Consider the following 24,637-nt stretch of genomic DNA (forward strand, 5'->3'; position numbering starts at 1 on the left):
ATTTTGTTTATCAACTATTTAATTCATAATAAATCATTTAATTGATAAATCAGTATACCATTCTTTGACTCTTTTGTCAAGTCTTTTGCCTCCATTTTTGTCTTTTCCCTAGGGGAATTAGCTTTTTCCGGTTTCTTTCTTTTTATAAAGGTTTACTGTTTTTTTGTAATTTGCTTCTTCATTTTAATGAAGATAATTCATAAATTCTTGTATTTTTCTTAGAATTTATAAATTATTCTCAATAAATGATGTTTTTTGTGTTTTAGTGATATTTTCACGAGATCCCAGCCTGCCGGCAGGCACGGCTTCGACTTCGCTCAGGATGGCGTGATGGAAAGGTGATGTTGTCCCGAGATCCTTCGGCTGTCGCTCAGGATGACGTGGTTTTATTCACATCATATTAAGCTGAATATAGTGGAGTCGAAACAAACCAGCCAACAGGCACAGTATCTCGAAGCTTTATCACCAGAACTATAAATATTCAATGTTCTTTTGTTTTAAACTTAAAGGTACTTATTTCGGCTTATCAATCATTTAATTGATATATAACTATACCACTTTTTGGCTCTTTTGTCAAGTCTTTTTAACTCTATTTGGCTTATTTTAGCCAAATTTTATATTGATATTTTTTGGTTTTTGTGATATTGTTTCGAGATCCTTCGACTTCGCTCAGGATGACGTGTGTATGTTTTATGTTTTGTTTAGGACGACATGTGAGTATTTTGTGCTTTGCTCCGTTCGGAATGACGTTTTTTATTCACGTCATATTGAGCTTCACCTCGTGGAGTTAAAAATAAAAGCTCACGTCATATTGAGCGGAACGAAGTGGAGTCGAAATATCTCGTGTTTGTTTTATTATTTTTTACTCCTTAGTTTATAAGACAAAATCCTTGACAAAATAGAACAATTCATTTATAATGCCTGTGTTTAATAAACTTCAAGAAAATTATGCCAAATAAAGATAATGCCAAAAAGGCACTAAGACAATCAATTAAAAGAGCTCTCAGAAACAAAAAAGTAAAAATAGCTTACAAAGAAGCTGTGAAAAATGTAGATAAAGCTATTTTAGCTGGATCAAAAGATCTAACAGCATTAGTTGTGAAAGCTCAAAAGAAATTGGATAAAGCTGCAAAACTAAATGTAATCAGCAAAAATACTGCTGGAAGAAAAGTAGCAAGATTGATGAGAAAAATGTCAAAAGTTAAGGTCGCAAAGTAAAGAAATATTGTTTTAAAAAACCTCGATGTAATAATCAAGGTTTTTTTGTTTAAATAAAAAAGGGAATTGGCATTTTTTTAATTATTTATATTTTAGTGATATTTCTACGAGATCCCTGCCTGCCGGCAGGAAGCGGAGTCGAAATGACGTGACTTAATATACGTCATCCTGAGCGGAGTGAAACGAAGTCGAAATATCTCGGGAAAGTATCATTAGAACTTTGAATATTTTATGTTCTAATGATCCTGAATCGAGATCCTTCGACTTCGCTCAGGATGACGTTATGAGATAGCAAACTAAGTAAGAAAAAGAAGAGTGTTCTTTTTATATTTTGTCTTATATTGTCTGTGCCATGTCTTATATTGTCTGTGCTATGTCTTTTCTTGTTCTAACCCAAAAGAATTAAGCAAGCATCAGCGATTTATCCTTCTGCAAATTTTCCAACTAAAACATCTAAAAGTAAAGACTGGTCAACTTGGCCGGTTTTTATTTTTATATCAAAATCCAAAAGTTCTGAGTAGAAATTTTTTAAAGTATCTAGCGAATAATTATTCGCAGTTGATAAAGATTTTTGTGCCACATACGGATGCATCTTCAAAGTGACGGCAAGAGATTTGCTGTTTACTTGTCCATTTCTTTCTACAAAATCTTTGATTTCTAACAAGATCCTACATTGACGCAAAAGCATAGCAAAAATATAAAGCGTATTTTCGCCTTTTTTGTATTGTTGGCGAATCATTGCATAAGCATTTTTACTATTTTTATTTAAAATACTATCTATTAAATTGAAAATATTATCATCCGCCTTCTCTGCAACAAACAAATCTACATCTTTGTCTGTGATCTCTTCACCATCTTTGTAATCCAAAAGTTGGTCGAGTAGGGAACTAGCTTGCCACATATCTATGGAATTTTTTGCAAGTTTGTTTGAAGCACTCCAATTTATAGCACCACCTCTGCTTTGAGCTTCTTTTGCTATCCAACCTCCCAACTCATTTGACTTCAGGACGTCAAATTTGCGCGTGTAGGGCTGTTTGACTAGCAAAGACATAAGATTCTTCGCAACCTTCTTTTTTACAGTGTCTAAGCCGTCCCAAATCACTACAACATTTTTACTTTCTTTATCAAAAAAACCTTTTTTTAGGTGTTCTGCAAATAATTCAAAGAGTTTGTCTTGATTTGCAGCAAAAAAATTTTCCAGCACAATCATCTTTTTCTCCGCCAAAAAAGGAACGGTCAAAACCTCGTTCCAAATAAACCCAATTTCTTTTGTCTTCTCGCAATCTATTTTTACAGTATTGAACCCTTCTAAATCACGCTTCTCCTTGAAACCTTTTATCATTTGATTCAAATATTTTCTACTGCGAAAAGTGTCTTTGCCGTAAATAAAAATTATCATATGTACTTATTCTAGTTTAATACCTTGCTATTGACAAGTAAACAAAAGATGAATCACTTAGTTTGATGAATCGTTATACTTGATAAATCATTTTCGCTTCGCTGGATTTGATAAATCGCTTCGCTTGGATAAGACAGGGAATTGACAAACTTTGTTTTTTATGTTTAAATATTACGACCTCAAATCAAAGGAGTAGGCAATGAGAAAGTTCTTTTCAGCAATATTCGTGTTCTCAATTTTAACTTTGTTTTGTTTTCCAATTTTTGGGCAGGGCTATGTTAGTTTGGAAACTGAAGTTTCAGTTCAAAATAATGTGGCCAGTATAAACACACTCGGGTATGCCGAGGTCGACAACATATTTATATTTGCTTCTGTTAGTGAAAATTTTTCGCAAGTTTATGGAGGACTAACAATCTCCGCCAACGAATTGTCTGCCGGCGCAGGAATAGGCGTGACAGGTGAAAATAATTTTAGAACTGCTTTATTTACTAGTTGGAGAGAAAAGTACTATTCTTTTTCGGCTGTAGGTGAAATGGATTTGAGTGAAGACTCAAAAGGAAACTTCTTTTACATTTTAAAATTCTTGACATATTCTCCAGAAAACATACTTAGATACGGATGGGTTTTAAGAAGGTTTAATGGTTTTGGACCACTTCTCGAATTCAATTTTGGTAGCCATATCACGGTCTGGAGTTCGCCGGTAATGTACGGCATCTTGGAAACAGGAAAAGTCAGCTCCATGTTTGGACTACGGATAAAAAACTAGAAACCAAAACCGTCTCGATACTTCGAGACGGTTTTTTTATTTCTTATTTATATTTTAATTGTTCTGTGGCGAGATCCTTCGGCTTCGCTCAGGATGACGTATTTAACTTTTTACTTTATAGACTTTACGAACTTTCTACTCTGTCATCCTAAACTCGATTAGGGATCCAGAGTTTGTATCACAATATAATTATTACAGTTTGTGTATTTTTATATAAAAATAATTCTGGTTTGTAGACTCCTAGATTCCCAGTCGAGCTGAGAATGACAGAAAACCCAACGCACGTCATATGGAGCGGAGTGAAACGGAGTCGAAAATTTAACACACGTCATATTGAGCGGAACGAAGTGGAGTCGAAATATCTCAGTTTAGTATTATTAAAATATAAATAATTAAATTAAAACTTTAGCCTTTTTTTATTTTAATTCACCCCAATTTTTGGCATGGCACGTATGAATTTCGAGTGGTGCCAACATTTTTGTGCTGTGATCAAAATGTTGCACAGTTTGCATTACCTCTTCTACAACTTTTGTCACTTTGTTTACCAAACTGCTTTTTACCTCAAAAATCAATTCGTCGTGAACTTGCAAAACTATTTTTACATCTTCAAGTTTAAAATTTTTCTTTAATCTTTTGTCAATTTCTATCATCGCAAGTTTGAGCATATCAGCTGCTGTTCCCTGAATTGGCATATTTACTGCCATTCGCTCACCAGAGTTTCTCACCTGAAAATTTGATGCTCTCAATTCTGGAATATATCTGCGTCTTCCAAAAAAAGTTTCAACATATCCAAGTTTTTTTGCAGAATCCAAAGTTTCGTCTATATATTTTTTGACACCTTCAAATTCCTCAAAATATTTTTTTATAAATTCTTTTGCTTGTTCGTTGGAAATTCCTGTTCTGCTCGCCAAACCATATGAACCCATTCCATACAAAACACCAAAATTTACCTCTTTGGCACGACTTCGCATTGTTTTTGTAACCTCATCTTCTGACACACCGTTTATCGCTGCCGCAGTTGCTGTGTGAATGTCTTTTCCTTCGTTAAAAATCTCCAACATCTTTTTATCTTTTGCAAGCGAAGCCACAATTCTAAGCTCAATCTGCGAATAGTCGGCTGAAACCAGTTCAAAACCACTCGGTGTGCTAAAAGCCGTACGAATTTCTCTGCCAATTTCCGAACGCGTAGGAATATTCTGCAAATTTGGTTTTGAGCTAGAAAGTCTACCGGTTGTTGTCACGGCTTGATTAAAATCTGTATGAATTCTATTTGTATTTTTATTTATAATTTTTGGCAAAGCATCTACATAAGTATTTTTCAATTTTGACAATTCACGAAACTCCTCTATAAGTGGAATTATGTTGTGAAAACTTCGCAATTTATTCAATTCGCTAGAAGCAGTGGAGTAGCCAGTTTTACCTTTTTTAATTCCAGCGGTTGACAAAGCCAAATCTTTGAACAAAATATCGCGAAGCTGAACAGACGAGGCAATATTAAAATCTTTTCCTGCCAATTTATGTATTTTTTCAGTTGTTTTTTCCAATTTTGCGTTTATTTGTTTTGCCAATTTATTTAATTTTTCTTTATCAACAAATATTCCATTTAGTTCTATTTGCGCCAAAACTTTTATCAACGGCATTTCAATTTTATGAAACAAATCATCATTTTTCTGTTCTTTCAAAAATTTATGATATTCTTCGTAAAGTCTGAAAAAATATTCAACCCCCTCATGTACGACTTCTGTACCATCATCAAACAAACTCGTTTGAACATTTTCTTTTATTTCTTTTCCAAGTTCTCTTGCAACAATACTTTTCAAATCGTGAGCACGGGTGCTAGAATTTGTTAAATACGAAGCAATCATCAAATCAAAAAGTTTGTTTTTAATTTCAATTCTATTTACTAACAAAATTTTTGTAAGTTGTTTTAGATTATGCCCAAAAAGCAAATTATCCCCAGAAAACAAAGAATAAAAAGTTTTCTTTTGATCATTTTCAAAAGCACGAAAATCGAAAAAATAATTTTCATTTTTAATTCCACACGCAAATCCTATCAATTTATTTCCTAAAACATCTTCATTTCCTAAAATTTCTTTACAAAAAAATTCTTTTTCTTTTTTTAATTTTGAAACTATTTTTTCTACATCTTCTACTGAAACTTTTACAATTTCTCTTTTTTCTTTTTCGGTAGATTTTGTTGGAAGATCTTTTTCCTCGTCGCCAAACATCGCAGAAGCGCGTTTTACCAAACTATTAAATCCAAAACCATTGAACAAAGCCACAACTTCTTCCAAATCTATTGTTTGTGTCTCGGCATCTTTTACTTTGAAATTTAGACCTTTTACATCTGTCACAATTGTTGCCAATTTTTTACTCAAAAAAGCCATTTCCTTGTCTGCTTTTAGCAGTTTTACAGTTCGCGGTTTTATTCCTTTTTCTTCCAAACTATCTATTTGCTCATAAATTTTCTCCAAATTCCCAATTTTAGAAAGCAGTTCATTTGCGCCTTTATCTCCAATTCCTTTTACTCCTGGAATATTATCAGATGGATCGCCTTTTAAAGATTTAAAATCAACCATCATTTCTGGTGCAAAACCAAATTTTTCTTTTACAGCCTTTTCATCGAACATTACCACATCTGTTATTCCTTTGCGGATCAAATATACATGGATATTTTCATCTACCAACTGCAATAAATCTTTATCGCCACTTGAGATTATAACCTGCCCATCCCACTTTTTACTTAAATCTTTTGCAATTGTTCCTATCACATCATCAGCCTCAAAACCTGCTTTTTGATAAATTGGAATATCAAAAGCCTTCACAACTTCGTGCACAAGTGGAATTTGATCATATAATTCTTGGTCTGTCTTTACCCGCTTTACCTTATATTCTTTGTACAGATCATCTCGAAAAGTCTTTTTTGCAACATCAAAACTCACAGCCAAATATTCTGGTTTTATAGTATCCAAAACCTTCAAAAGCATAGAAGCAAAACCATACACAGCGTTCACCTGCACGCCAGCTTTGGTAGTAAACGGAGGAAGCGCGTGATAAGCTCTGTGGATTATCGCATTCCCATCTATAATTACAAATTTTTCTTTTTTATTAGTCATAGACTGTATTGTATCACTTTTACAAACAGTTTCAAGACATAATCTTTTTACTACTGTTTATCATTTCTAGCTTAACCAGAAATCAACCGATCCCCAAGCTGAGGATGACAAGAAGGATATAATGATAGATGATACAGATTCGTGTGTAAACTCATTCCTTACTTAATCTGCTCAATCTACTTTTCTCTCACGTCATCCCGAACGAAGCGAAGCCGAGCTTGAGGGATCTCGAGACAGAATAACAAAAACATTAAATAGTGAAACAAATACGAGATATTTCGGCTCTACTTCGTTCCGCTCAATATGACGTGAATAAAAAACGTCATCCTAAGCGAAGCTGAAGGATCTCGTGAAAGAATAATAAGAACAAAAAATAGTAAAACAAACACGAGATCCTTCGGCTCCACTCCGTTCCGCTCAATATGACGTGAATAAAAAACGTCATCCTGAGCGAAATGGAGCAAAGCGGAATGAAGTCGAAGGATCTCGAGACAGTATCACAAAAGGAAAAAATATATTAACCCTTGAAAAGATATTAAAAATATGTTATATTTGTGTTGAGTAAGTGTACTAATGAATTAAAAACGAGATCCTTCGGCTATCGCTCAGGATGACGTGATTAATTTGTGACTTTCGACTTTATAGACTTTTGACTTTTTTACTTAGTCTGCCTAGTCTGCTTAATCGTTAATCTGCTTTTTCTCCAATGGTACGGTAGCCAAGTGGTAAGGCAGGGGTCTGCAAAACCTCTACTCGTGGGTTCGATTCCCGCCCGTACCTCCAAGATCGTGTAACTTCGTTCGTTTGATCTATCGCTTCGCTTGAAAGAAAAAATATACAAAAATAAAAAAAGCCTTGGATGTTTAGTCCGAGGCTTTTGGCTTTTTAGCTTATTTTCATTTTGCTAGAAGCCATCTATGTAACTTGGCAAAGGTAATGTATTTCTTCTGGAAACTAACTACAATCCTCACTGTAGCTTTTATTAGTTTTTTCAAACCAACCAAAGTAAACACAATAATTTCACCCATTATTGCGAAAAGTACAAAACCTACACAAAGTAAAAGTCCATAAACCATTCCAAACCAAACACCATAAGCAATTGAACACAAAAATCCAAATCCCAAAATTGCAAATACAGGCTCGTTCTGTTTGTGTTCAAATACTATTCTATAAGTTAATACCAAAATAAAAACACAAATTGGAACAAAAAGTAGATCCCACCATCTACTTTGGAAAGTTTCAATAAATAGACTTGGAACCAATTTTAGCAATACTCCATGAATACTATACTCATAATAAACATAATCAACCACCAAATTGCTTTCAGCAAAATACTGAAAGATGCTCAAAACCACAAGAGTGATGACCGTTGAAATCATGGCAAAACGCCACATCAATTTCACTGTTCTTTTCCACTCCATTTTTTTCTTATTTTCTTCTGCTTTTCTCCACATCTCTTCTGCTTGCTCTTCACTAGAAACATAAACAACATTGATGTCTTCAGACATGTTCTTCTCCGTGTTTAGGCATTTTCATGCCTATTTAAGTTTAGACTGGGTTAGACTGGGATTGTAAGGAACTTCGATAAGTATAGCACAAAAAAAGGGTTTTGTCAAGCTAAAAGCAGTGATTTTACAAACAAAAAAGAACTTTTTAAAAAGTTCTTTTTTGTTTTTACACTCAATTTACTACACTTTCCTCTATCATCCTCAACTTAATTAAAAATCCAAGGTCTACAAACCAGAACTGTGATTCAAACCCTGGATTCCCAGTCAAGCTGAGAATGACAAAAAAATCCGTACGTCATATTGAGCGGAGTGAAACGGAGTCGAAATATCTCGTGAAAGTATTATCCAAATTATGAATATTTAAAGTCTTATGATTTTATTTCGAGATCCGTTCGACTTCATTCCGCTTTGCTGCATTCCGCTCAGGATGACGTGTTTATTTTTACTTTTTCTTTTTTATTCTAATCTAAACGAACGAAGTGAGTGATTTATCAAGCAGGCGAAGCCTAGCGATTCACCAAATGGAGCGCAAGCGGAATGATTCATCAAGCGTAAGCGATCCATCATTTCCCAATCTTCACATTTATTAAGTCTCCCTTCCCAGGAATTCCTTTTTTGAGTTTTACCTCTGCTATAAACACATGGTCTCCTTTTGCCAAAATCTTACTTAAAGTAAAAGTAATTTTCCCATCGAACAAATTGGAAAAATCTGTTATTTCTTCCAAAACAGTTCTTATTCCATCTACATCTTCTTGGATTATAACAGATTCAATTTGATCAATTTTAAATGGTGTCAAAAAGAAAGTATAAGGAAAATCATTTTTATTAATAATAATATTATTTCCAACCCAAGTGACGCTCGGTGGTTCAACCCCAGCTATCAATTCAAAAGTTATCTCTTCAATTCGTCTATTTCCCAAATCGTCTTCTGCTGTAATTGTCAAAGTATGTGAACCGTCTTGCAAATCGGTAGCATAATAATTCAAATTGAACGGATGAGTTTTTATCACTCCAACATAATTTCCGTTTAGTTGATATGTCACTTTTGCAATTCCTCTTGGCGAGCTAAAACGAATATCTGTATCAATCTGTCTAGAGCCCAAAGTTGAGCTTGTCGAAGGAAAAATCACTTCAATTGTTGGTGCCATTCCAAGTGATTCATCTGAATCAAAATCTGCTGGAGGATCTTCAAAACTCACCTCCCAATCTGGATTTGCTTCTTGTTTTCTTTTTATCCAATCTTTAATCGATGCTTCCCAAATATTATATTGATAATCATTTGCTGGATTTGTTGGGCCCTGCCCACGTGGATTACTTTTTACCAGATAATGCAAAATAGAATGCGGTGGAATATAAGTTCGCTCAATTATATTATCTACTGGCGTTGAGCTTGTTGCAATTCTACCTGTTGCCCTGTTTATCATCAGTGTCACACTCCCACCTTTAGACCCTCTTAAAATAGGTTTTGTAGCAGTATTTGCTGGCGCTCCAGGGAAATATTCCAAAGGAGATCCTTCCAAAGCTTGACTCATAAATGCATTCCAAATTGGACCAGCAACACGACTTCCGCCATAACCTCTTTTCATTGGAGTATTGTCTGTATTTCCAGCCCAAACTCCTGCAACCAAACTTGGTGTATACCCAATTGTCCAAGCATCAACATAGCCATTTGTCGTTCCTGTCTTTGCTGCCACCTGCCTCCCAGGAATATTCAAAATACTATTCAATCCAAACGCATAAGCGCGAGCATAATTATCACTTAAAACACTAGAAATTGTATTGGTCACCCAGGTTTCTAAAACTCTTTGTGGTCGCTTTCTTTTCCACTCTTCTAAAATCTCTCCTCTATTATCTATTACTTTCAAAATTGAGACAGATTCTACTTTAGTTCCACCATTTGCAAATACAGAATAAGCAGAAACATGTTCCAACAATTTTACCTCCCCCCCTCCTAAAACCAAACTAAGTCCAAAATCTCCAGAAGAAAGAGTCGTATATCCTAGACGCTCTGCAAACTCAACACCCTTTTTTGCACCAACCAAATATAAAGTCTTTACCGCTGGAATATTTAATGAGCCCTGCAAAGCCTGACGCATAGTCACAGGTCCGCGTTCTTGCAAGTCATAATTTCTAGGCATATAAGATCTACCACTCACGGCAAAATTTGTAAGTACATCAAAAATAATTGTCTCTGGAGTATAGCCCATCTCAAAAGCTGCGGCATAAATAATAGGCTTAAACGACGAACCAGGCTGACGCTTTCCAAGTGTAGCTACATTAAATTTTCCATCGATATCGTCATTATTAAAATCTTTGGAACCAATCATCGCCAAAATTTGACCAGTTTTTGGATCCATCACTACAAGCGAAGTATTGTCCGCATCGGCTTCTGCCAAAACTCTTGTCCCGATATCATTTACAACATTCTCAGCAATCATTTGCTTTTCCCAGTCGAGTGTTGTTAAAACCCTCAAACCACCCGTGTCCACAAGTTGTTCCCCATATTTTTCTACTAGCTTTTGCTTCACATAAAGTACAAAATGAGGTGATTTTATGTCACTATAACGAACTTCCATAAGCAATTCTTCCTCTTGAGCAGAATTCTTTTCTTCTTCAGAAATATAACCCTCGTCGAACATTCTCTGCAATACAAAATTACGGCGTGTTTTAAGCATTTCTGTATTATTCAAATAAGACGAAGGAGCTTTTGGTATACCGGCCAAAGTCGCAGATTCTGCCAAAGTTAAATCTGTTACATGTTTTCCAAAATAAGCCTGAGAAGCTGACTCTACACCGTAGTTTGTAGAGCCATAAGGAATTTCATTGAAATAAATTTTTAAAATCTGATCTTTACTATATTTCTGCTCCAAACGAAGAGATAATATTATTTCTTTCAGTTTTCTAGTATAAGTCCTCTCGTTGGTCAAAATTGCATTTTTTACCAATTGCTGAGTCAAAGTAGATGTTCCAGCAATTCTTCTCTCGGTAAATACCCCCATCACCACAGCACGCAAAATACTCAGAGGACGAACTCCATAATGTTCATAAAATTTTGTATCTTCTGTGGCAATTGCACCATTTATTAAATCTTGTGGAATATCTTCCAATTCTACAATTGTTCTCTTTTTGTCTGCAAAAATCTCATAAAGCAAATGTTCGCCTGTTCTATCATAAATTTTTGTACTTTGATCCACATTTCTATCTGTAATCTTATCTGGATCTGGCAAATCTTTGTTTGCCCAAGCTATTAAAATAGTCCCAAGAAAAAAACAAAAAACAAAGACTGTTAGCAATGTTAGTCCAATCTTCTTTCTAAATTCACGGCGTTTATACTCTGGAAGTCTAGAATAATATTTTTTTACCTTGAATGGCGCAGAAAAAAACTTAGTAAACATCACTAAAGGGATAAAAACAACCCAAACCCAAGACTTGGACTTTTTTAGTCCTTTTTTAATCTTTTTTCGGCTATTTTGTATGTATCCGTAAGAACGGTTTTTAAGAGGAGGAATTGGCATATTTTTGCTAAAATTAGCGAAATTTAAAATTATATAAAAATAAAATTTTTTACTCAATATACTTGACAAAACTTACTATTTATGCTACACTAATAAGGTTAAAATAACAAGAATTAAGTCTGACTATAAGTCAGGCTTTTTAAATAGACTGCTCTTAAAAGCAATAAGTCTAAATATATGAAAAATTTTATTAAAACAATTAAATACAGAAATTTCTTCAACGGAACACTGGTTTTTATTATTGCTTCTAGTTTGATAGTAAGTAATAACTACCCACAGGTAGTAAGAGCTGAATCTAATTTTATGATTACAGACCCTATTACTTTTACACTTCAGAAGAATGAAACTATAGCACAAAAACTTCCTAAAAGCAACGACAGAGAAGCTATTAAAACTATGTGGGTGGTTATTACTGCTTATTCTAGTACTGTCGATCAAACAGACAGCACACCATGTCACACCGCAAACAACTTTGACTTGTGTACTTATTACGATGAATACAGCGATTACAACTCTATTGCTGGCAACGGATTTATGTTTAATACAGAGGTTCGTATGCCAGAGATCTTTGGTGACAAAGTATTTGTAGTTCGTGACCGTATGAACAAGAGGTATACTTACGGTCGTATGGATATATGGTTACCTACACGCGCCGAAGCTATTGAGTTTGGTGTAAAGCGTGTAAAAATGGAAATCTACAATTAAATATTTCATTTAAACAAAAAAGAGCTTTTAAAAGCTCTTTTTTGTTTGTTTTTATTGCCTAATAGGCATCACAATATAAATATAACTATTGTCATTTTTTGGTTTGAGCAAACAAGGTGTATCGCTAGTATTTATATTTAAAATAACTTCACTTCCAGAGATTTGTTGCAATCCGTCCAAAACATATCTATGATTCAATAAAATTTCATTTCCATCACCAACAACTTTTGCATCTAAACTAGAAGAGTGTTCTCCGGTTTGTGTACTTGTAGAAGAAACAGTCATTTCTCCGTCGCCAATTTTAAAATTCACTGCGTTTACTCCCAAAGTTGTAAATAAACTTGCAGCTTTTATCTTTTTTACCAAAGATCCGTTTGAAACAGTCGCACCAGTTTTAAATTCCTTGGGGATAATCTGTGTATAATCTGGATACTTACCACCCACAAGCCTAGAAGACATTTCAAAATTCGCAAATCTTACAGAAATCTGGTTTTCACTTACCCACAAACGCACATTATTTTCAGCTTGCTCACCTTTTAAAGTACCTATCAATCGAACCAATTCTTGAACACTTTTTGAAGGAACAATACATTCAAAACTTTCGTCTCCTTGCGAAATTTCTATTTTCTTTTCAGCCAATCTGTATGAATCTGTTCCAGCCAAAGTTAGACCTTTAAAACTTGGATTGAAAAATCCAAAATAAACTCCAGATAATTCTTGTCTTATTTCATTTTTTGCCACAGCTACAACAACTTTTGCCAACGAATCTTTAAAACCTTCTGCCGAAAGTACATATCCATTTTTTTCTTCTATTTCTGGAATAACGGGATAGTCATCTGCTTCTACACCTTTTATTTTTGTTTTGGAACTTCCACATTTTACGATAAGTTCATTTTCTTCTAAAGAAATATGAATTTGTTCTTCTGGTAAAAGATTTATAAAATCAGTCAATGTTTTTGCTGGAACTGTAAAACTTCCTTCGTTTTCTATTTTAGCTCTTAGGTTTGTTTTTATTGCAATTTCCAAATTTGTACTCACAAGTTCAACTTTAGAGCCACCTACCTGAATCAATACATTATTTAGTATTGGTAAATTTGTATGTTTATTTGCTATTCCGCTTACTTGGTGTAATACGCTTAATAGGTTTTCTCTTGTACATGTGAATTTCATATTTTAAAATATTAGTTGAAATCTGAAAATTTGAGTTTCTAGAATTTTATTTTTGTCCTTTCTATTAATATATAAATATAAATAGAAGTAGTAGTAATAAGGGCTGTGGACAAAGTGGATAACCCTTATTTTTGTTTTGGTTTAGCTAATTTTTGTTTGTTAGAAATGTGTATCAAGCTGTTAATTTTCTATTAACAACTTGTGTATAAAACTGTTGATAACATTTTGTATGTGGATAACTTACTTTTTGTACACAGGTTATTCATCTTCTCTCCACAATTTATTCTACATGTTATACATATTTTATCAACAGTTTATCCACTTTTTGTATATAAAATGAATATAAATATTAAACTTTTTACAAATTAAGTTATAGTATATAATCTTTGTTTAATTAATTCTATTTCTTGTTGTAGTTTTTCATCCATATCTACTTTTTTGTAAATTTTTTTGTATGCATGCATTGCTGTTGTGTGATCTCTTCCTCCCATCTCGTTTCCTATTGCAGGATAGGACATACTCAACTCAATTCGCATTAAATACATTATTATTTGTCTTGGGAAAGATATGTGTCTCGCTCTACTTTTATTTAATATGTCGGTTGGGCTTATATTATAAAATTCAGTAACGGCGTCAATAAGTCTTCTTGGTGTAAGATTTGTTTTTACATTAACTTTTTTAAATGTGGATATAATTGAATTAACACTATCAATTGTCGGAAAAATATTTTTTAACTCGTGAAATGCAATAATTTTGTTTAATGCACCTTCTAGTTCACGGATATTGCTTTGTACAGACTCTGCTACCATTTGTACCACCTCGTCTGTTAGTGAATAATTTTTTTCTAGACATTTTGATTGTAAAATAGCCACTCTTGTCTCTAAGTCTGGGGCTGAAATATCTGCTATCATTCCCCATTCAAAACGGCTTTTGAGTCTGTCTGCTAAAGACGCAATTTCTTTTGGTGGTCTATCACTTGTGAGGACTACTTGCCTTCTGTTTTGGTGGAGTTCGTTAAAAGTATGGAAAAACTCTTCTTGAGTTTGCTCTTTACCGCCTATAAATTGAATGTCGTCTATTAAAAGTAGGTCTACATTTCTATATTTTTCTTTAAAATTCGTAATTCTCCTTTGTTGTACAGCCGAGACAAAATCATTTGTAAATTTTTCAGATGTTACATATAAAAAATTCATATTTGGATTTGTCGCAAGCATGGAGTGTGCTATTGCTTGAAGGAGGTGGGTTTTTCCTAATCCAACTCCACCATAAATAAACAAAGGATTGTATGCTTCACCAGGACGATTTGCCACAGCGTTTGCAGCGGCATGAGCAAGTTCATTATTTTTTCCTATTATAAAAGATTCAAAAGAGTATTTAGAGTTTAAGCTAAAACTGTGCCCACTTATTGGCAACATACTAGGTGTAAACTTTTTTTGTGCTGGCGGAACATTGAAAGTTTGTGGTTTAGTTTTGGGCAGGCTTTGATGTTTTGGTGCAACATTTCGCTTTAAAGCTTCTGTTGCTATAGGTTCTTTTTGTATTTTTTTTATATTATTAACTGTGTAAGTAACGCGTCTAATAGGTTTTTGAGTTACTTTTTCTAAAAGTCTGACAAGCTCAGAATGATATTTTTTTTCTAACCAGCTTTTTGTAAATTGATTTGGAACGCAGACTTCTATCTGACCAGCTTCATAGTTTGAAATTCCAGTATCACCAAACCATGTAATAAAATTAGCCTTTGAGATTTTGAGCTCAAATTCTGCTAGTATGGCTTGCCAAATTTCGTGATTTGTCATAATTATTTTATATGGTTGGTTTTGCTAAAGTATTATTTTTTGAAGAAGGTTAATTTGGTAATAATTCTTTGTAATAATAAATTGATTTCATTGTAGCACATAACTTATAAACAAAAAATTGTTCTTAATTTAGCCAAAAAATAAAATTGTGTGGATAACTTGGGTATATTATACACAGGTTATCCACATGTTAACAAGTCTTTATAAAAAACGCAAACGGTAAAAAAACTCTGTAATGGTTGACAAAATCAAATAATTTGTTTATAATGGCTTCATTGAGTCTAATGTGATTCAGTTGCACAATTTTTTATTGGACAGTAAGTCCACTTAGTATATTAATATGCCGAAAAGAACCTATCAACCCAAAAAAAGAAAAAGAGCGAGAGCACATGGTTTCATGAAAAGAATGAAAACAAAAGCAGGTAGAAATCTTTTGAAAAGAAGAAGAGATAAAAAAAGAGATAAATTATCTGTAAGTGATGAAAAAAAAGGTAAACGCCTTAGAAAAACTCGTTAAATTTTTTTGAAAAAACCGTATTGTAAGACCTGCCTCAAAACATTGTTTTTATTAAAACTTATAAATTTTTAATAAAGAAAACATGTTTTGAGGCAGGTCTTTTGGATTTTTTTGGTATAATGAAATAACAATTAGATTGTAGCTTTATTTCTTAAAATTTGATATTTAAAGTTTGTAATTTGTTTGTATCTTATTTTTGTATTTTAATAAAAATATGCTTCAAAAAGAAAATAGATTAAAGAAGATGAAAGATTTTGAAATACTTTTTAAAGAAGGTAGATATTTTAATTTAGAATTTTTGACATTAAAAGTTTGGAAAATTGATCCAGAAAAATATCCCAGAAAAAAATATTCAAAAGACGATTTAAAAATTGCTTTTACTGTTGGCTTGAAAGTAAACAAAAGTGCAGTAAAAAGAAACAGAGTAAGAAGAAAAATGCGCGAAGTTGTAAGGCTACTTATAAAATCAGAAAAAATAAAAAAAGGTTTTATGGCGGTTTTAATTGCAAAGCCAGAAACTTTGGAAAAAGATTATGCTGAAATTGAAAAAGTAATAAATAAACTTTTGTTTAAAGCACATTTAATAAAATAGCAAACTAAATAAATTAAAAGTTCATAAAGTCCTTACTTTTCTGTCATTCCTGACTTGACCAGGAATTCAGGAGTCTTTGGTAAATAGACAATGATACAAACCCTGCCTGCCCGCCGGCAGACGGGGGTCATCAATCAAGCTGAGGATGACAGAATACCCATATGTCATCCTGAGCGAAGTCGAAGGATCTCGGGATAAGTATTACAAAACAAAAAACATTCACAATTTTGGTTATACTTTCCCGAGATTCCTCAAGTTCCACTTCACTTCGTTTCGTTTCGTTTGAGATGATGTGTAGAGTCTTTTGTCATTTTAAACAAAAGTGAAAATACTTTTTATATGAAAAAAATAATCAAAAAAATACTTTATATGCCACGCATTCCATTTTTGTGGGCAATAAAACTTTATCAAAAAACACTATCTCCAGATCATGGAGTTTTTAAATCTCAGCATCCGTACGGATATTGTAGGTTTTACCCAACTTGTAGCGAATACGGTTACAAAATCATTCAAAAAAAAGGTCTTATAAAAGGAATTCCAAAAACTGCCTGGCGAATTGCCCGTTGCAATCCTTGGAGTAAAGGTGGTGTGGATTTACCTTAAAAAGGTTGACAAAAATCTAAATTTATAATAATTTTAGAATAGTTCTTTAACTTTTTAGATCAAAATAAAAAAATATTATAAAAAACTTTAGTTCGTTTTCTCTCTAGCTTGTTTTATTTGGATCTATTGCTATCATTTTGATATTGATTATCATAAAAATCAAAAACTCGTAATTTAATTACGAGTTTTTTATTTTAGAATTTCAATTAGTTTATTTTTTCCGCTTTTACCTTTTTTAATCAAAATTTTGGATTTTGGAATTTTCCACTCTTTGTTTATTAGTTTTATCAAAGCTTCATTTGCTTTTCCATTAATGGGCGGGGAAGTCAGCTTTATTTTGAAACTTCCATCTTCCAACTTTTCTATTTTATTTTCCGAAGATTTTGGAATTACTTTTATTTTTATAAATTTTTTCATAAATTATAATTAAGAATTAGTAAAAATAAAATCACGTCATCCTGAGCGATAGCCGAAGGATCTCGGGACAATATTACCAGAACATAAAATATTCAAAGTTCTAATGATACTAAATCGAGATATTTCGACTTCGTTTCACTCCGCTCAATATGTCGTATTTTTATTCATAGTAATACACCAAAATTTGCCTCGGTGTGGAAGTAATTATTACAGAAATATCTTGGGTATTGATCTGAGGATAATTTATTTATGTTATCCTGAATGAAGTCTGAAGACTATTTTTTTAATTCATAAAAAACCCAATGCTTTTTTATGAAGTTTTCCATTTGTGGCAACTATGTTTGTATCACCAATTTGCCAGTCTTCACCTTCAAAATTTGTTGCTTTTCCCCCAGCTTCACGCAAAATAGCGATTCCAGCTATAACATCCCAAGAATGTACTTCTGTCATTATACACACATCGGCTTTTCCGCTCGCTACACTTGTTAGTTCAACGCCTGCGGCCGCAAATATGCGAACACGGGCGTTTGCCTCGTTTAGGTTTTTAAAGACCTTATTTAACTCTTTTACACCTTGTTTTGTATGACCGCCACAGATTAGTGCCATCATTTGTGTGTGTTTTGGTTCTGATACAGAAATCTTCTTATTATTTACAAAAGCGCCACCACCTTTTTCAGCCCAAAATACTTCGTTTGTGAGAGGACTTCCCACCACACCAAGCTTTATTTTTCCTTTTTCGGCAAAGCTAATATGAGTTGTAAATTCTTTGAATCCGTATGCAAAATTGCTAGTTCCGTCTAATGGATCTACAAACCAAGTTCGCTCGCTCCCATTTTCTATCGCTGGCGACTCTTCACTAATTATGTTATCTGTAGAAAAATATCTTTCTAATTCTTTTATAATAATTATATTTGCTTTTTTGTCCGCTTTTGTGACGATTTCTCCATGCTTTTTTGTCTCAATTTCTGTCTGCCCAAGTGAATTAAACTCTTTTTTTAAAAATGTATTTACTTTTCTTGCTATTTTAATTGCAATTTTTAATTCTTTACTTTTCATATTTTATGGTTATTTCTTTTATTTTACCATATTTATCATCTCTTAGCTTAACCAGGAATCCAGGAGTCTTTAATCACAAAACAGTGAAAGAAAAGAAAAAAAGAAAAAAAGAAATAGATCTCCAAGCTAAGGATGACAAGAAGGACATAATGATACATGACACAGATAACATGATACAGATTCTTATATAAATTCCTTCCTTACTTAATCTACCCAATCTGCTTATTTCTTAATCTACTTTTCTCTCACGTCATCCCGAACGAAGCGAAGCGGAATTTAAAAAATCTCGAAACAATATCACAAAAACATAAAATAGTGAAACAATCCCGAGATATTTCGACTCCGCTTCGTTCCGCTCAATATGACGTGAACTTTTATTTTCGACTCCACAAGGTGAAGCTCAATATGACGTGAATAAAAACTTTTCGACTTCACTACACTTTGTTCCGTTTCGTTTGGGATGACGTATAGAGTCTTCTATCATTTCTCAGTGAAGCGAGAAATCCCTTAAACATTTTAAAAACACAAAACACATTAATTAAAACACTGAAACGATTTCTCATCCGTATTCTCGGATTCGAAATGACAGAAATAAGGTTTAATTATTTATATTTTGGTTATATTGCACCGAGATATTTCGAATCTACTTAATATAAAGAAATAATAGTTTTTTAACAATATAAAAAGCGCCTTCCTTATGGTTAGCGCTTTTGTTTTTTCTTTCTCTCTATCTTTTTTTTGTCTCTAACACCTCAATTTTTTTGTGGCAATGACTTTTCCCGTCTTGCCACTGGTGATGTTTGAGCTTGTGGCAAACCGTCTCCACACGCTCAAATGTTTTTCCATTATACCGACTCACAATTGTGTGTGAGTCGGAAATGGTGGAAGCACACCCGCTCGCCAAAATGGCGAGCGAGAAGAAAAACAAGTACTTCATCTTCTCCTCTTTTTTTGTTTCTTTTTTTTGATCGCCCGATACCGTCGTTGTTGGGCTTTTTCCCAGCTTGTTAGGACGGTACACTGAAATTTGCCGTTTTTAATACGGCAAACTGCGGCTCTCCGCGCTTGATAGCGCGGATTTCCGTAATACCGCTCACTCGCACTTTGCGAGTCCGCGGTGATCACGATACACCCGCTCGCCAAAATGGCGAGCGAGAAAAAAAGGAGGAAAATTAGCAAATGTTTCATTTCTTCTCCTTTTTTTTCGTTTCTTTTTTCTTTTCTTTTTTTTCTGTAAGGCATCGCTCCCACGATGCACCAAAAGACACAAGAACCATCACGGCCCCTCCTTTTTTAGGTTAAAAAATGAAATGAACATCGTTTAAATATACCACAAAAAAGCACTTTTGTCAAGCTTTGTATCTAAAAAAAACAAAAAAGAGCTAAAAAGCCCTTTTTTGTTCTTATTCTGTCCTAATCCAAGCGAAGAGATTCATCAAATGAAGTGATTCATTATTTACTTTATTATTTGATCTTTCAACCATTTCATCACTTTTCTATTTTGAACCATATTCGCAATTGTTCCACGAACTTCTGGTTTTTCTAGGTTTTTCATGTATTCTTCCTCGTGTTTGTACATTTTTTTCATTGTTGCAATCTCAGCATCAATTTCCTCTTTTTCAGCTTTTATATCATTTTCAATGGCGATTTCTCTAGATAAAAGTGCTGCTTTTGCACGTTTTTCAGCTTGAGCTTTGAAATCTTTAAACAGTTCTTTCTCTGTTTTTTTGATATCTTGCAAGTATTGTTCTATTGTAATTCCGTTTTTTTCAATATCGCGTTGCAATTCATAGAAAATTTTCTGTTTTTCATTGTCAATCAACAATTCTGGAATTTCATCAAATTTTGTTTTTTCAATCATTTTATCCAAAATTTCTATCTCAAAAGATTGATCTGCTTTGTGATCTGCTTCTGTTTGCAGATTCTTTTTAATTGTTGTTTTCAACTCTTCTACAGTTTTTTGTCCAAGTTTTACAGCAAACCCTTCGTTTAATTCTGGAAATTGTCTTTCAAAAACTTCATTTACCTTTACTTTGAAACCAACTTTTTTTCCAGCAAGCATTTTTTGGTAGTGATCTTTTGGAAATTTAAGTGTAAATTCCTTTTTATCACCTTTTTTTAGTCCAACTATTTGTTCGTTGAAACCTTTTATATAGTGAGGTTCGCTTAAGTAAACTTGGTAGTTTTTGCTTTGTCCTCCGTCAACAGGAACTTTGTCCAAAAACATATCCATATCTATCAAAAGCTTGTCCTCTCCTTTTGCTTTTCCTGTTTTTGACACTTCTACGGCCTGCGTTTTACGAAGTGAATCGATTGTTTCATCTACTTGTTTGTCTGTAATTTCCTTTTTTTCTAACTTTGCTTTTACAGATTTTGTTTCAGCTAGCTTAATTTTTGGTAAAAGTGACACTACAGCTTTATATACCAAGTCATTTTTTGGTGCCATTTTTTCTATATTTATTTCAGGTTGCCCTATACTTTCTAACTCTTCTTTTTTGATAATTTCTACAAAAGTTTCCTGAATTATGTGGTTTACTGCCTCTTGTAAAAGTGCCATTTCACCAACTTCTTTTTTCAAAACATCTAAAGGTACATTTCCCTTGCGAAATCCTTTTATATTTACTTTTTTAGAAACTCTTTTTCCAGCTTCTTCAAGCTGTTTTTTGTAATCTTCTGGAGCTACAGTCACATTTAATTGAAGCTGAGACTTCGGAAGTTTTTTGGTTGAATAATCCATAATTTATAAAATATATTATTGAGACCATATAATAACCTATTTTTGCAAAAAAATCAAGTTTTAATGTAGAAAAACATAAAACTTATTTTTTCATTGACTTTTCTTGCTAAAAAAGGCATAATAATAGTGTTTCAGGATAACACCTGATGGTTATTATGAGGCATAAATTATATAAAATATTTCTTAAATTTTTGCGTACCCTTGTTTTGACAAAGAGGGCTTTTTTTCGTATATTCAAAATATTGAAACCATTTTTTGAAAAAATTGGTCAACTTTATAGAAGTACACTAGGTTTTTGGGTTTATAAGATACTTTTTGGAGTAAAAAGAAGAACAGGAAAATTCAATAACCCAATAAAAGGATCAATAGCACATTTTTTTGGTAAGCGCAATACTCTGCAAGTTGTATTTTTTGTGGTTGCTATTGTGGTTATGATTCCTCATAGTTCACTTTATACTCAAGACAGTGCGTCTGTGCCTGGTAGAAATTCTGTACTTTATAAAATGGTAGGCTCTGGAGAACAGGATTTTGATATGCAAGAGGTAATTATAGATATTTCAGCAATTCAAACACCGCAAGACACTAGGAGTTGGCGTGAGGCATCTATTGTTTTGGAAACAGGTGCAACTCCACAAAAAGTTATTATAGAAAAAGAGGGTATTTCTGGAATTACTGCTGGAGGAAGTGCTATTGCAAAACCTTCAATTATTACAGGGGCAGAAATTCCAACAATTGAAGCGGGAAGAGTAGATTCTCGCACAGAAATTTTAAATTATGAAGTTCAGCCAGGAGATGTTATTGGTTCAATTGCACAGAAATTTGGGTTAAATACTATTACTGTTTTGTGGGCGAACGGATTAACTTCTCGTTCTTATATTCGCCCAGGCGATAAGTTGAAAATTTTACCAACTGACGGGGTTTTGCATAAGGTTGTAAGTGGAGATAATATTTCTAAAATTGCAAGCAAATACAGTGTAAAAGTAGATGAGATAGTAGAGTACAACAAGCTTGCGAATGCATCTGACATAATAGTAGGAGAACAGTTAATTGTTCCAGGTGGTGTAAAACCAAGAGCAGTTTATATTCCAAGACCTTCAAGCGGGAATTCTGTGTTTAGAAATGTTTCTGCTCCACCACCGTCTGTAAGCTCACCTGCTGGATCTGAATTTGTATGGCCTGCAGGGGTTCGTAGAATTACTCAATATTATGGTTGGCGTCATACTGCTTTGGATATTGCCGGGCCAATTGGAACACCGCTTTATGCATCAAAAAGTGGTACGGTTATAAAATCTAAGTGTGGATGGAATGGTGGTTATGGTTGTTATGTTATTTTGAACCACGGAGGCGGTGTGCAGACACTTTACGCGCATTCTTCACAACTCCTAGTTTCTTACGGGGAAAAGGTTGTGCAAGGGCAGGTAATTGCACTAATGGGTTCTACCGGTCGCTCTACTGGATCACATATTCATTATGAGGTTCGTATAAACGGAGTTAGGAAAAACCCACTAAGATATATCAAATAAAAAATCAGCTAAACAGCTGATTTTTTATTTGACATTAAGAGTGAAAGTTTATTAAACTTGTATTAAGTTCTTTTTATGGAGGAAAAAATGAAATGTACACAATGTGAAAATGGGCAAATCCGTGTTTGGGATTATAATGAAAATAAATGTCTTAAAAAAGAAGCTGTATCTTCTATTGGAATTTGTGCTAAGTGTGATAGTTGTTTTGCAAAATTTTTTATTAAACGGGAAGGTCTTTGTCTTCAATATCTCGATCAAATTTCACAAAATCCTGTTGAGGTTATTTTTGATAAAAGAGGTTTTGAGGTAAGTTGCGGACGGAGTTGGTTTTTTGAGGGTAAGACTTATAAACCATCAAAAGCTGTTTTGAAAAAATTGGCAAATAGTCCTAAATTGTCTGATTTTATTAAAAAAATATAAAATCAAAAACCAGCTGAAAAGCTGGTTTTTTGTCTCAGATTATCTGTTTTATGTCTTTTCCTATTCAACCCTCGCTCTAAATTGTAATGCTTCTGCAATGTGCTTAGTCTCAAGATTATCTATATTTTCCAGATCTGCAATAGTTCTAGCAAGTTTCAAAATTCTATAGTAACTTCGTGCAGAAAGATGTAATTTTTCTACGGCCTGTCTTAGTAATTCTTTGGATTCATCGTTTAATTTACAAAATTCACGGATATCTTTTGTACGCATTTCGCTATTTGTGTGATAAGGCAAATTTTCAAAACGCTCACTTTGTTTTTTTCTTGCATTTTCAACGCGTACACGAATATTTTTAGATGTTTCTGCTAGATCATTTTTTGATAATTTTTCAAATGCTACTCTTGGTACTTCTACATGCAAATCTATTCTATCCAAAAGTGGTCCGCTAATTTTCTTTTTGTAATGTGCAATTTGAGAAGGGGAGCAGGTACACATTCTGTCTGGGTCGCTAAAATATCCACACGGACAAGGATTTTGACTTGCAACAAGTGTAAACTGTGCTGGAAATGTTAGGCTTCCTTGTGCTCTAGAAATGGACACTACACCATCTTCGAGTGGTTGGCGTAGATTTTCCAGTACAGACCTCGGAAACTCTGGGAATTCATCCAAAAATAGTACTCCACGATGTGCCATAGAAATTTCTCCGGGTTTTGGAAAGCGACCTCCACCAACTAGTGCAACTGCACTAGCACTATGATGTGGAGCTCTAAATGGACGCTCTGTAATTAAAGCTTTTTTAAATAAATTTCCAGAAACAGAATAAATTTTTGTTACCTCTAAAGCTTCTTCTAAAGTCATTTTTGGTAAAATACTTGGGAAGGTTCTGGCTAAAAGTGTTTTTCCAGACCCAGGAGGTCCAGAAAGAAGTATGTTGTGAGCACCACTCGCTGCTATTTCTAAAGCTCTTTTTGCAAATTCTTGTCCTTTTACATGAGCCATGTCGAGCTCGTATAAATTTTCTGTAAACCATTCTTCCGGATTTTGTGGTTGCACAGGCTCCATTTTTTTAATATTTGTAATATGTTCAACCAATTCTTTAAAATTTGAAACAGAATAAATTTCAATTCCAGAGACAAGACCAGCCTCTTTTACATTTTGAGCTGGGACAAAAAGTCGTTTAAAATTATTTTTTTTTGCAAACAACGCGATAGGAAGTATGCCATTTGCAGAGCGAACACTTCCGTCCAATGCCAATTCCCCCACAAACAAACTATCATCAAAAGTATTTTTCATTTTTTGGCTTGCCAAAAACATCCCAATCGCCATCGGTAAATCGTAATGAGAACCTTCTTTGCGCACATCTGCTGGCGCCAAATTTACAATTATTTTGTGATTGCTAGGAAATTGCAACCCAGCATTTTTCCACGCTGTCCTTATCCTTTCTTTTGCCTCCTGAATGGCAGCATCTGGTAAACCAACTATTTGATAACCGGGCCAACTTCCAGAAACATCCACTTCTACATCAATCTGTGCACATCCTAAACCAAGAACCCCTGCAGAATTAATTTTACAAAACATA

General features: G+C 33.7%; 17 protein-coding genes, 1 tRNA gene and 1 pseudogene. 9 read left to right on the plus strand and 10 right to left on the minus strand.

Annotated elements, in window-relative coordinates; translation table 11 throughout:
* Positions 1-948 precede the first annotated feature (948 nt).
* Positions 949-1,218 (plus strand): 30S ribosomal protein S20, encoded by a 270-nt coding sequence (rpsT, locus tag L3J07_04065; protein MCF6276990.1) that lies wholly within the window; start codon positions 949-951, stop codon positions 1,216-1,218.
* A gap of 421 nt (positions 1,219-1,639) precedes the next feature.
* Here rpsT and holA read toward each other — a convergent pair whose 3' ends face one another.
* Positions 1,640-2,617 carry a DNA polymerase III subunit delta gene (holA, locus tag L3J07_04070; protein MCF6276991.1) on the minus strand — a complete coding sequence of 326 codons (978 nt, stop codon included), beginning with the start codon at positions 2,615-2,617 and terminating at the stop codon, positions 1,640-1,642.
* A gap of 199 nt (positions 2,618-2,816) precedes the next feature.
* Between holA and L3J07_04075 the strand changes: the two genes are divergently transcribed.
* Positions 2,817-3,383: a hypothetical protein gene (locus L3J07_04075; GenBank protein ID MCF6276992.1), complete on the plus strand. Its 567-nt coding sequence runs from the start codon at positions 2,817-2,819 to the stop codon at positions 3,381-3,383.
* Between the two features lie 416 nt (positions 3,384-3,799).
* On the opposite strand, the gene polA is transcribed toward L3J07_04075, so the two are convergent.
* Entirely contained in the window at positions 3,800-6,499 is a 2,700-nt protein-coding gene (polA, locus tag L3J07_04080) for a DNA polymerase I (protein MCF6276993.1), read from the minus strand.
* Between the two features lie 708 nt (positions 6,500-7,207).
* Between polA and L3J07_04085 the strand changes: the two genes are divergently transcribed.
* A tRNA-Cys gene (locus L3J07_04085) sits at positions 7,208-7,282 on the plus strand.
* A 113-nt stretch (positions 7,283-7,395) separates the two neighbouring features.
* Here L3J07_04085 and L3J07_04090 read toward each other — a convergent pair.
* Positions 7,396-8,007 (minus strand): hypothetical protein, encoded by a 612-nt coding sequence (locus L3J07_04090; protein ID MCF6276994.1) that lies wholly within the window; start codon positions 8,005-8,007, stop codon positions 7,396-7,398.
* Positions 8,008-8,570: 563 nt separating this feature from the next.
* Positions 8,571-11,402 carry a PBP1A family penicillin-binding protein gene (locus L3J07_04095; GenBank protein MCF6276995.1) on the minus strand — a complete coding sequence of 944 codons (2,832 nt, stop codon included), beginning with the start codon at positions 11,400-11,402 and terminating at the stop codon, positions 8,571-8,573.
* Positions 11,403-11,699: 297 nt separating this feature from the next.
* On the opposite strand from L3J07_04095, the gene L3J07_04100 reads away from it, so the two are divergent.
* On the plus strand, positions 11,700-12,227 hold the full coding sequence (locus tag L3J07_04100) for a 3D domain-containing protein (protein MCF6276996.1): 528 nt from the start codon (positions 11,700-11,702) through the stop codon (positions 12,225-12,227).
* 51 nt (positions 12,228-12,278) lie between these two features.
* Here L3J07_04100 and dnaN read toward each other — a convergent pair whose 3' ends face one another.
* On the minus strand, positions 12,279-13,397 hold the full coding sequence (gene dnaN / locus L3J07_04105) for a DNA polymerase III subunit beta (GenBank protein MCF6276997.1): 1,119 nt from the start codon (positions 13,395-13,397) through the stop codon (positions 12,279-12,281).
* A 365-nt stretch (positions 13,398-13,762) separates the two neighbouring features.
* Positions 13,763-15,193 (minus strand): chromosomal replication initiator protein DnaA, encoded by a 1,431-nt coding sequence (gene dnaA / locus L3J07_04110; GenBank protein ID MCF6276998.1) that lies wholly within the window; start codon positions 15,191-15,193, stop codon positions 13,763-13,765.
* Positions 15,194-15,533: 340 nt separating this feature from the next.
* Between dnaA and rpmH the strand changes: the two genes are divergently transcribed.
* The 3 genes and pseudogenes from rpmH (at position 15,534) to yidD (ending at position 16,896) form a co-directional block, all read left to right on the plus strand.
* A complete protein-coding gene (gene rpmH / locus L3J07_04115) occupies positions 15,534-15,710 on the plus strand; it encodes a 50S ribosomal protein L34 (protein MCF6276999.1) in 177 nt (58 codons plus the stop codon).
* A gap of 214 nt (positions 15,711-15,924) precedes the next feature.
* Positions 15,925-16,302 (plus strand): ribonuclease P protein component, encoded by a 378-nt coding sequence (rnpA, locus tag L3J07_04120; GenBank protein ID MCF6277000.1) that lies wholly within the window; start codon positions 15,925-15,927, stop codon positions 16,300-16,302.
* A 369-nt stretch (positions 16,303-16,671) separates the two neighbouring features.
* Positions 16,672-16,896, plus strand: a pseudogene (yidD, locus tag L3J07_04125) (membrane protein insertion efficiency factor YidD).
* Between the two features lie 198 nt (positions 16,897-17,094).
* On the opposite strand, the gene L3J07_04130 reads toward yidD, so the two are convergent.
* The 3 genes from L3J07_04130 to tig form a co-directional block, all read right to left on the minus strand.
* Positions 17,095-17,322 (minus strand): DUF167 domain-containing protein, encoded by a 228-nt coding sequence (locus tag L3J07_04130; GenBank protein MCF6277001.1) that lies wholly within the window; start codon positions 17,320-17,322, stop codon positions 17,095-17,097.
* A 288-nt stretch (positions 17,323-17,610) separates the two neighbouring features.
* Complete coding sequence (locus L3J07_04135; protein ID MCF6277002.1) at positions 17,611-18,378, minus strand: inositol monophosphatase; 768 nt, start codon at positions 18,376-18,378, stop codon at positions 17,611-17,613.
* 1,456 nt (positions 18,379-19,834) lie between these two features.
* A complete protein-coding gene (tig, locus tag L3J07_04140; GenBank protein MCF6277003.1) occupies positions 19,835-21,115 on the minus strand; it encodes a trigger factor in 1,281 nt (426 codons plus the stop codon).
* Positions 21,116-21,270: 155 nt separating this feature from the next.
* Here tig and L3J07_04145 point away from each other — a divergent pair, with 155 nt between their 5' ends.
* On the plus strand, positions 21,271-22,638 hold the full coding sequence (locus tag L3J07_04145; protein ID MCF6277004.1) for a LysM peptidoglycan-binding domain-containing M23 family metallopeptidase: 1,368 nt from the start codon (positions 21,271-21,273) through the stop codon (positions 22,636-22,638).
* Positions 22,639-22,725: 87 nt separating this feature from the next.
* Positions 22,726-23,058: a hypothetical protein gene (locus tag L3J07_04150; protein ID MCF6277005.1), complete on the plus strand. Its 333-nt coding sequence runs from the start codon at positions 22,726-22,728 to the stop codon at positions 23,056-23,058.
* 60 nt (positions 23,059-23,118) lie between these two features.
* Here the strand turns inward: L3J07_04150 and L3J07_04155 are convergent, their stop codons facing one another.
* Entirely contained in the window at positions 23,119-24,636 is a 1,518-nt protein-coding gene (locus L3J07_04155) for a YifB family Mg chelatase-like AAA ATPase (protein MCF6277006.1), read from the minus strand.
* Position 24,637 lies beyond the last annotated feature (1 nt).

The sequence above is a fragment of the Candidatus Magasanikbacteria bacterium genome, assembly GCA_021648085.1.
Taxonomy (GTDB): domain Bacteria; phylum Patescibacteriota; class Patescibacteriia; order Magasanikbacterales; family UBA922; genus JAKITS01.

Coding starts and splice junctions, on each gene's coding strand:
- rpsT (MCF6276990.1), top strand. CDS start 949: ATGCCAAATAAAGATAATGCCAAAAAGGCACTAAGACAATCAATTAAA.
- holA (MCF6276991.1), bottom strand. CDS start 2,617: ATGATAATTTTTATTTACGGCAAAGACACTTTTCGCAGTAGAAAATAT.
- L3J07_04075 (MCF6276992.1), top strand. CDS start 2,817: ATGAGAAAGTTCTTTTCAGCAATATTCGTGTTCTCAATTTTAACTTTG.
- polA (MCF6276993.1), bottom strand. CDS start 6,499: ATGACTAATAAAAAAGAAAAATTTGTAATTATAGATGGGAATGCGATA.
- L3J07_04090 (MCF6276994.1), bottom strand. CDS start 8,007: ATGTCTGAAGACATCAATGTTGTTTATGTTTCTAGTGAAGAGCAAGCA.
- L3J07_04095 (MCF6276995.1), bottom strand. CDS start 11,402: ATGTTTACTAAGTTTTTTTCTGCGCCATTCAAGGTAAAAAAATATTAT.
- L3J07_04100 (MCF6276996.1), top strand. CDS start 11,700: ATGAAAAATTTTATTAAAACAATTAAATACAGAAATTTCTTCAACGGA.
- dnaN (MCF6276997.1), bottom strand. CDS start 13,397: ATGAAATTCACATGTACAAGAGAAAACCTATTAAGCGTATTACACCAA.
- dnaA (MCF6276998.1), bottom strand. CDS start 15,193: ATGACAAATCACGAAATTTGGCAAGCCATACTAGCAGAATTTGAGCTC.
- rpmH (MCF6276999.1), top strand. CDS start 15,534: ATGCCGAAAAGAACCTATCAACCCAAAAAAAGAAAAAGAGCGAGAGCA.
- rnpA (MCF6277000.1), top strand. CDS start 15,925: ATGCTTCAAAAAGAAAATAGATTAAAGAAGATGAAAGATTTTGAAATA.
- L3J07_04130 (MCF6277001.1), bottom strand. CDS start 17,322: ATGAAAAAATTTATAAAAATAAAAGTAATTCCAAAATCTTCGGAAAAT.
- L3J07_04135 (MCF6277002.1), bottom strand. CDS start 18,378: ATGAAAAGTAAAGAATTAAAAATTGCAATTAAAATAGCAAGAAAAGTA.
- tig (MCF6277003.1), bottom strand. CDS start 21,115: ATGGATTATTCAACCAAAAAACTTCCGAAGTCTCAGCTTCAATTAAAT.
- L3J07_04145 (MCF6277004.1), top strand. CDS start 21,271: ATGAGGCATAAATTATATAAAATATTTCTTAAATTTTTGCGTACCCTT.
- L3J07_04150 (MCF6277005.1), top strand. CDS start 22,726: ATGAAATGTACACAATGTGAAAATGGGCAAATCCGTGTTTGGGATTAT.
- L3J07_04155 (MCF6277006.1), bottom strand. CDS start 24,636: ATGTTTTGTAAAATTAATTCTGCAGGGGTTCTTGGTTTAGGATGTGCA.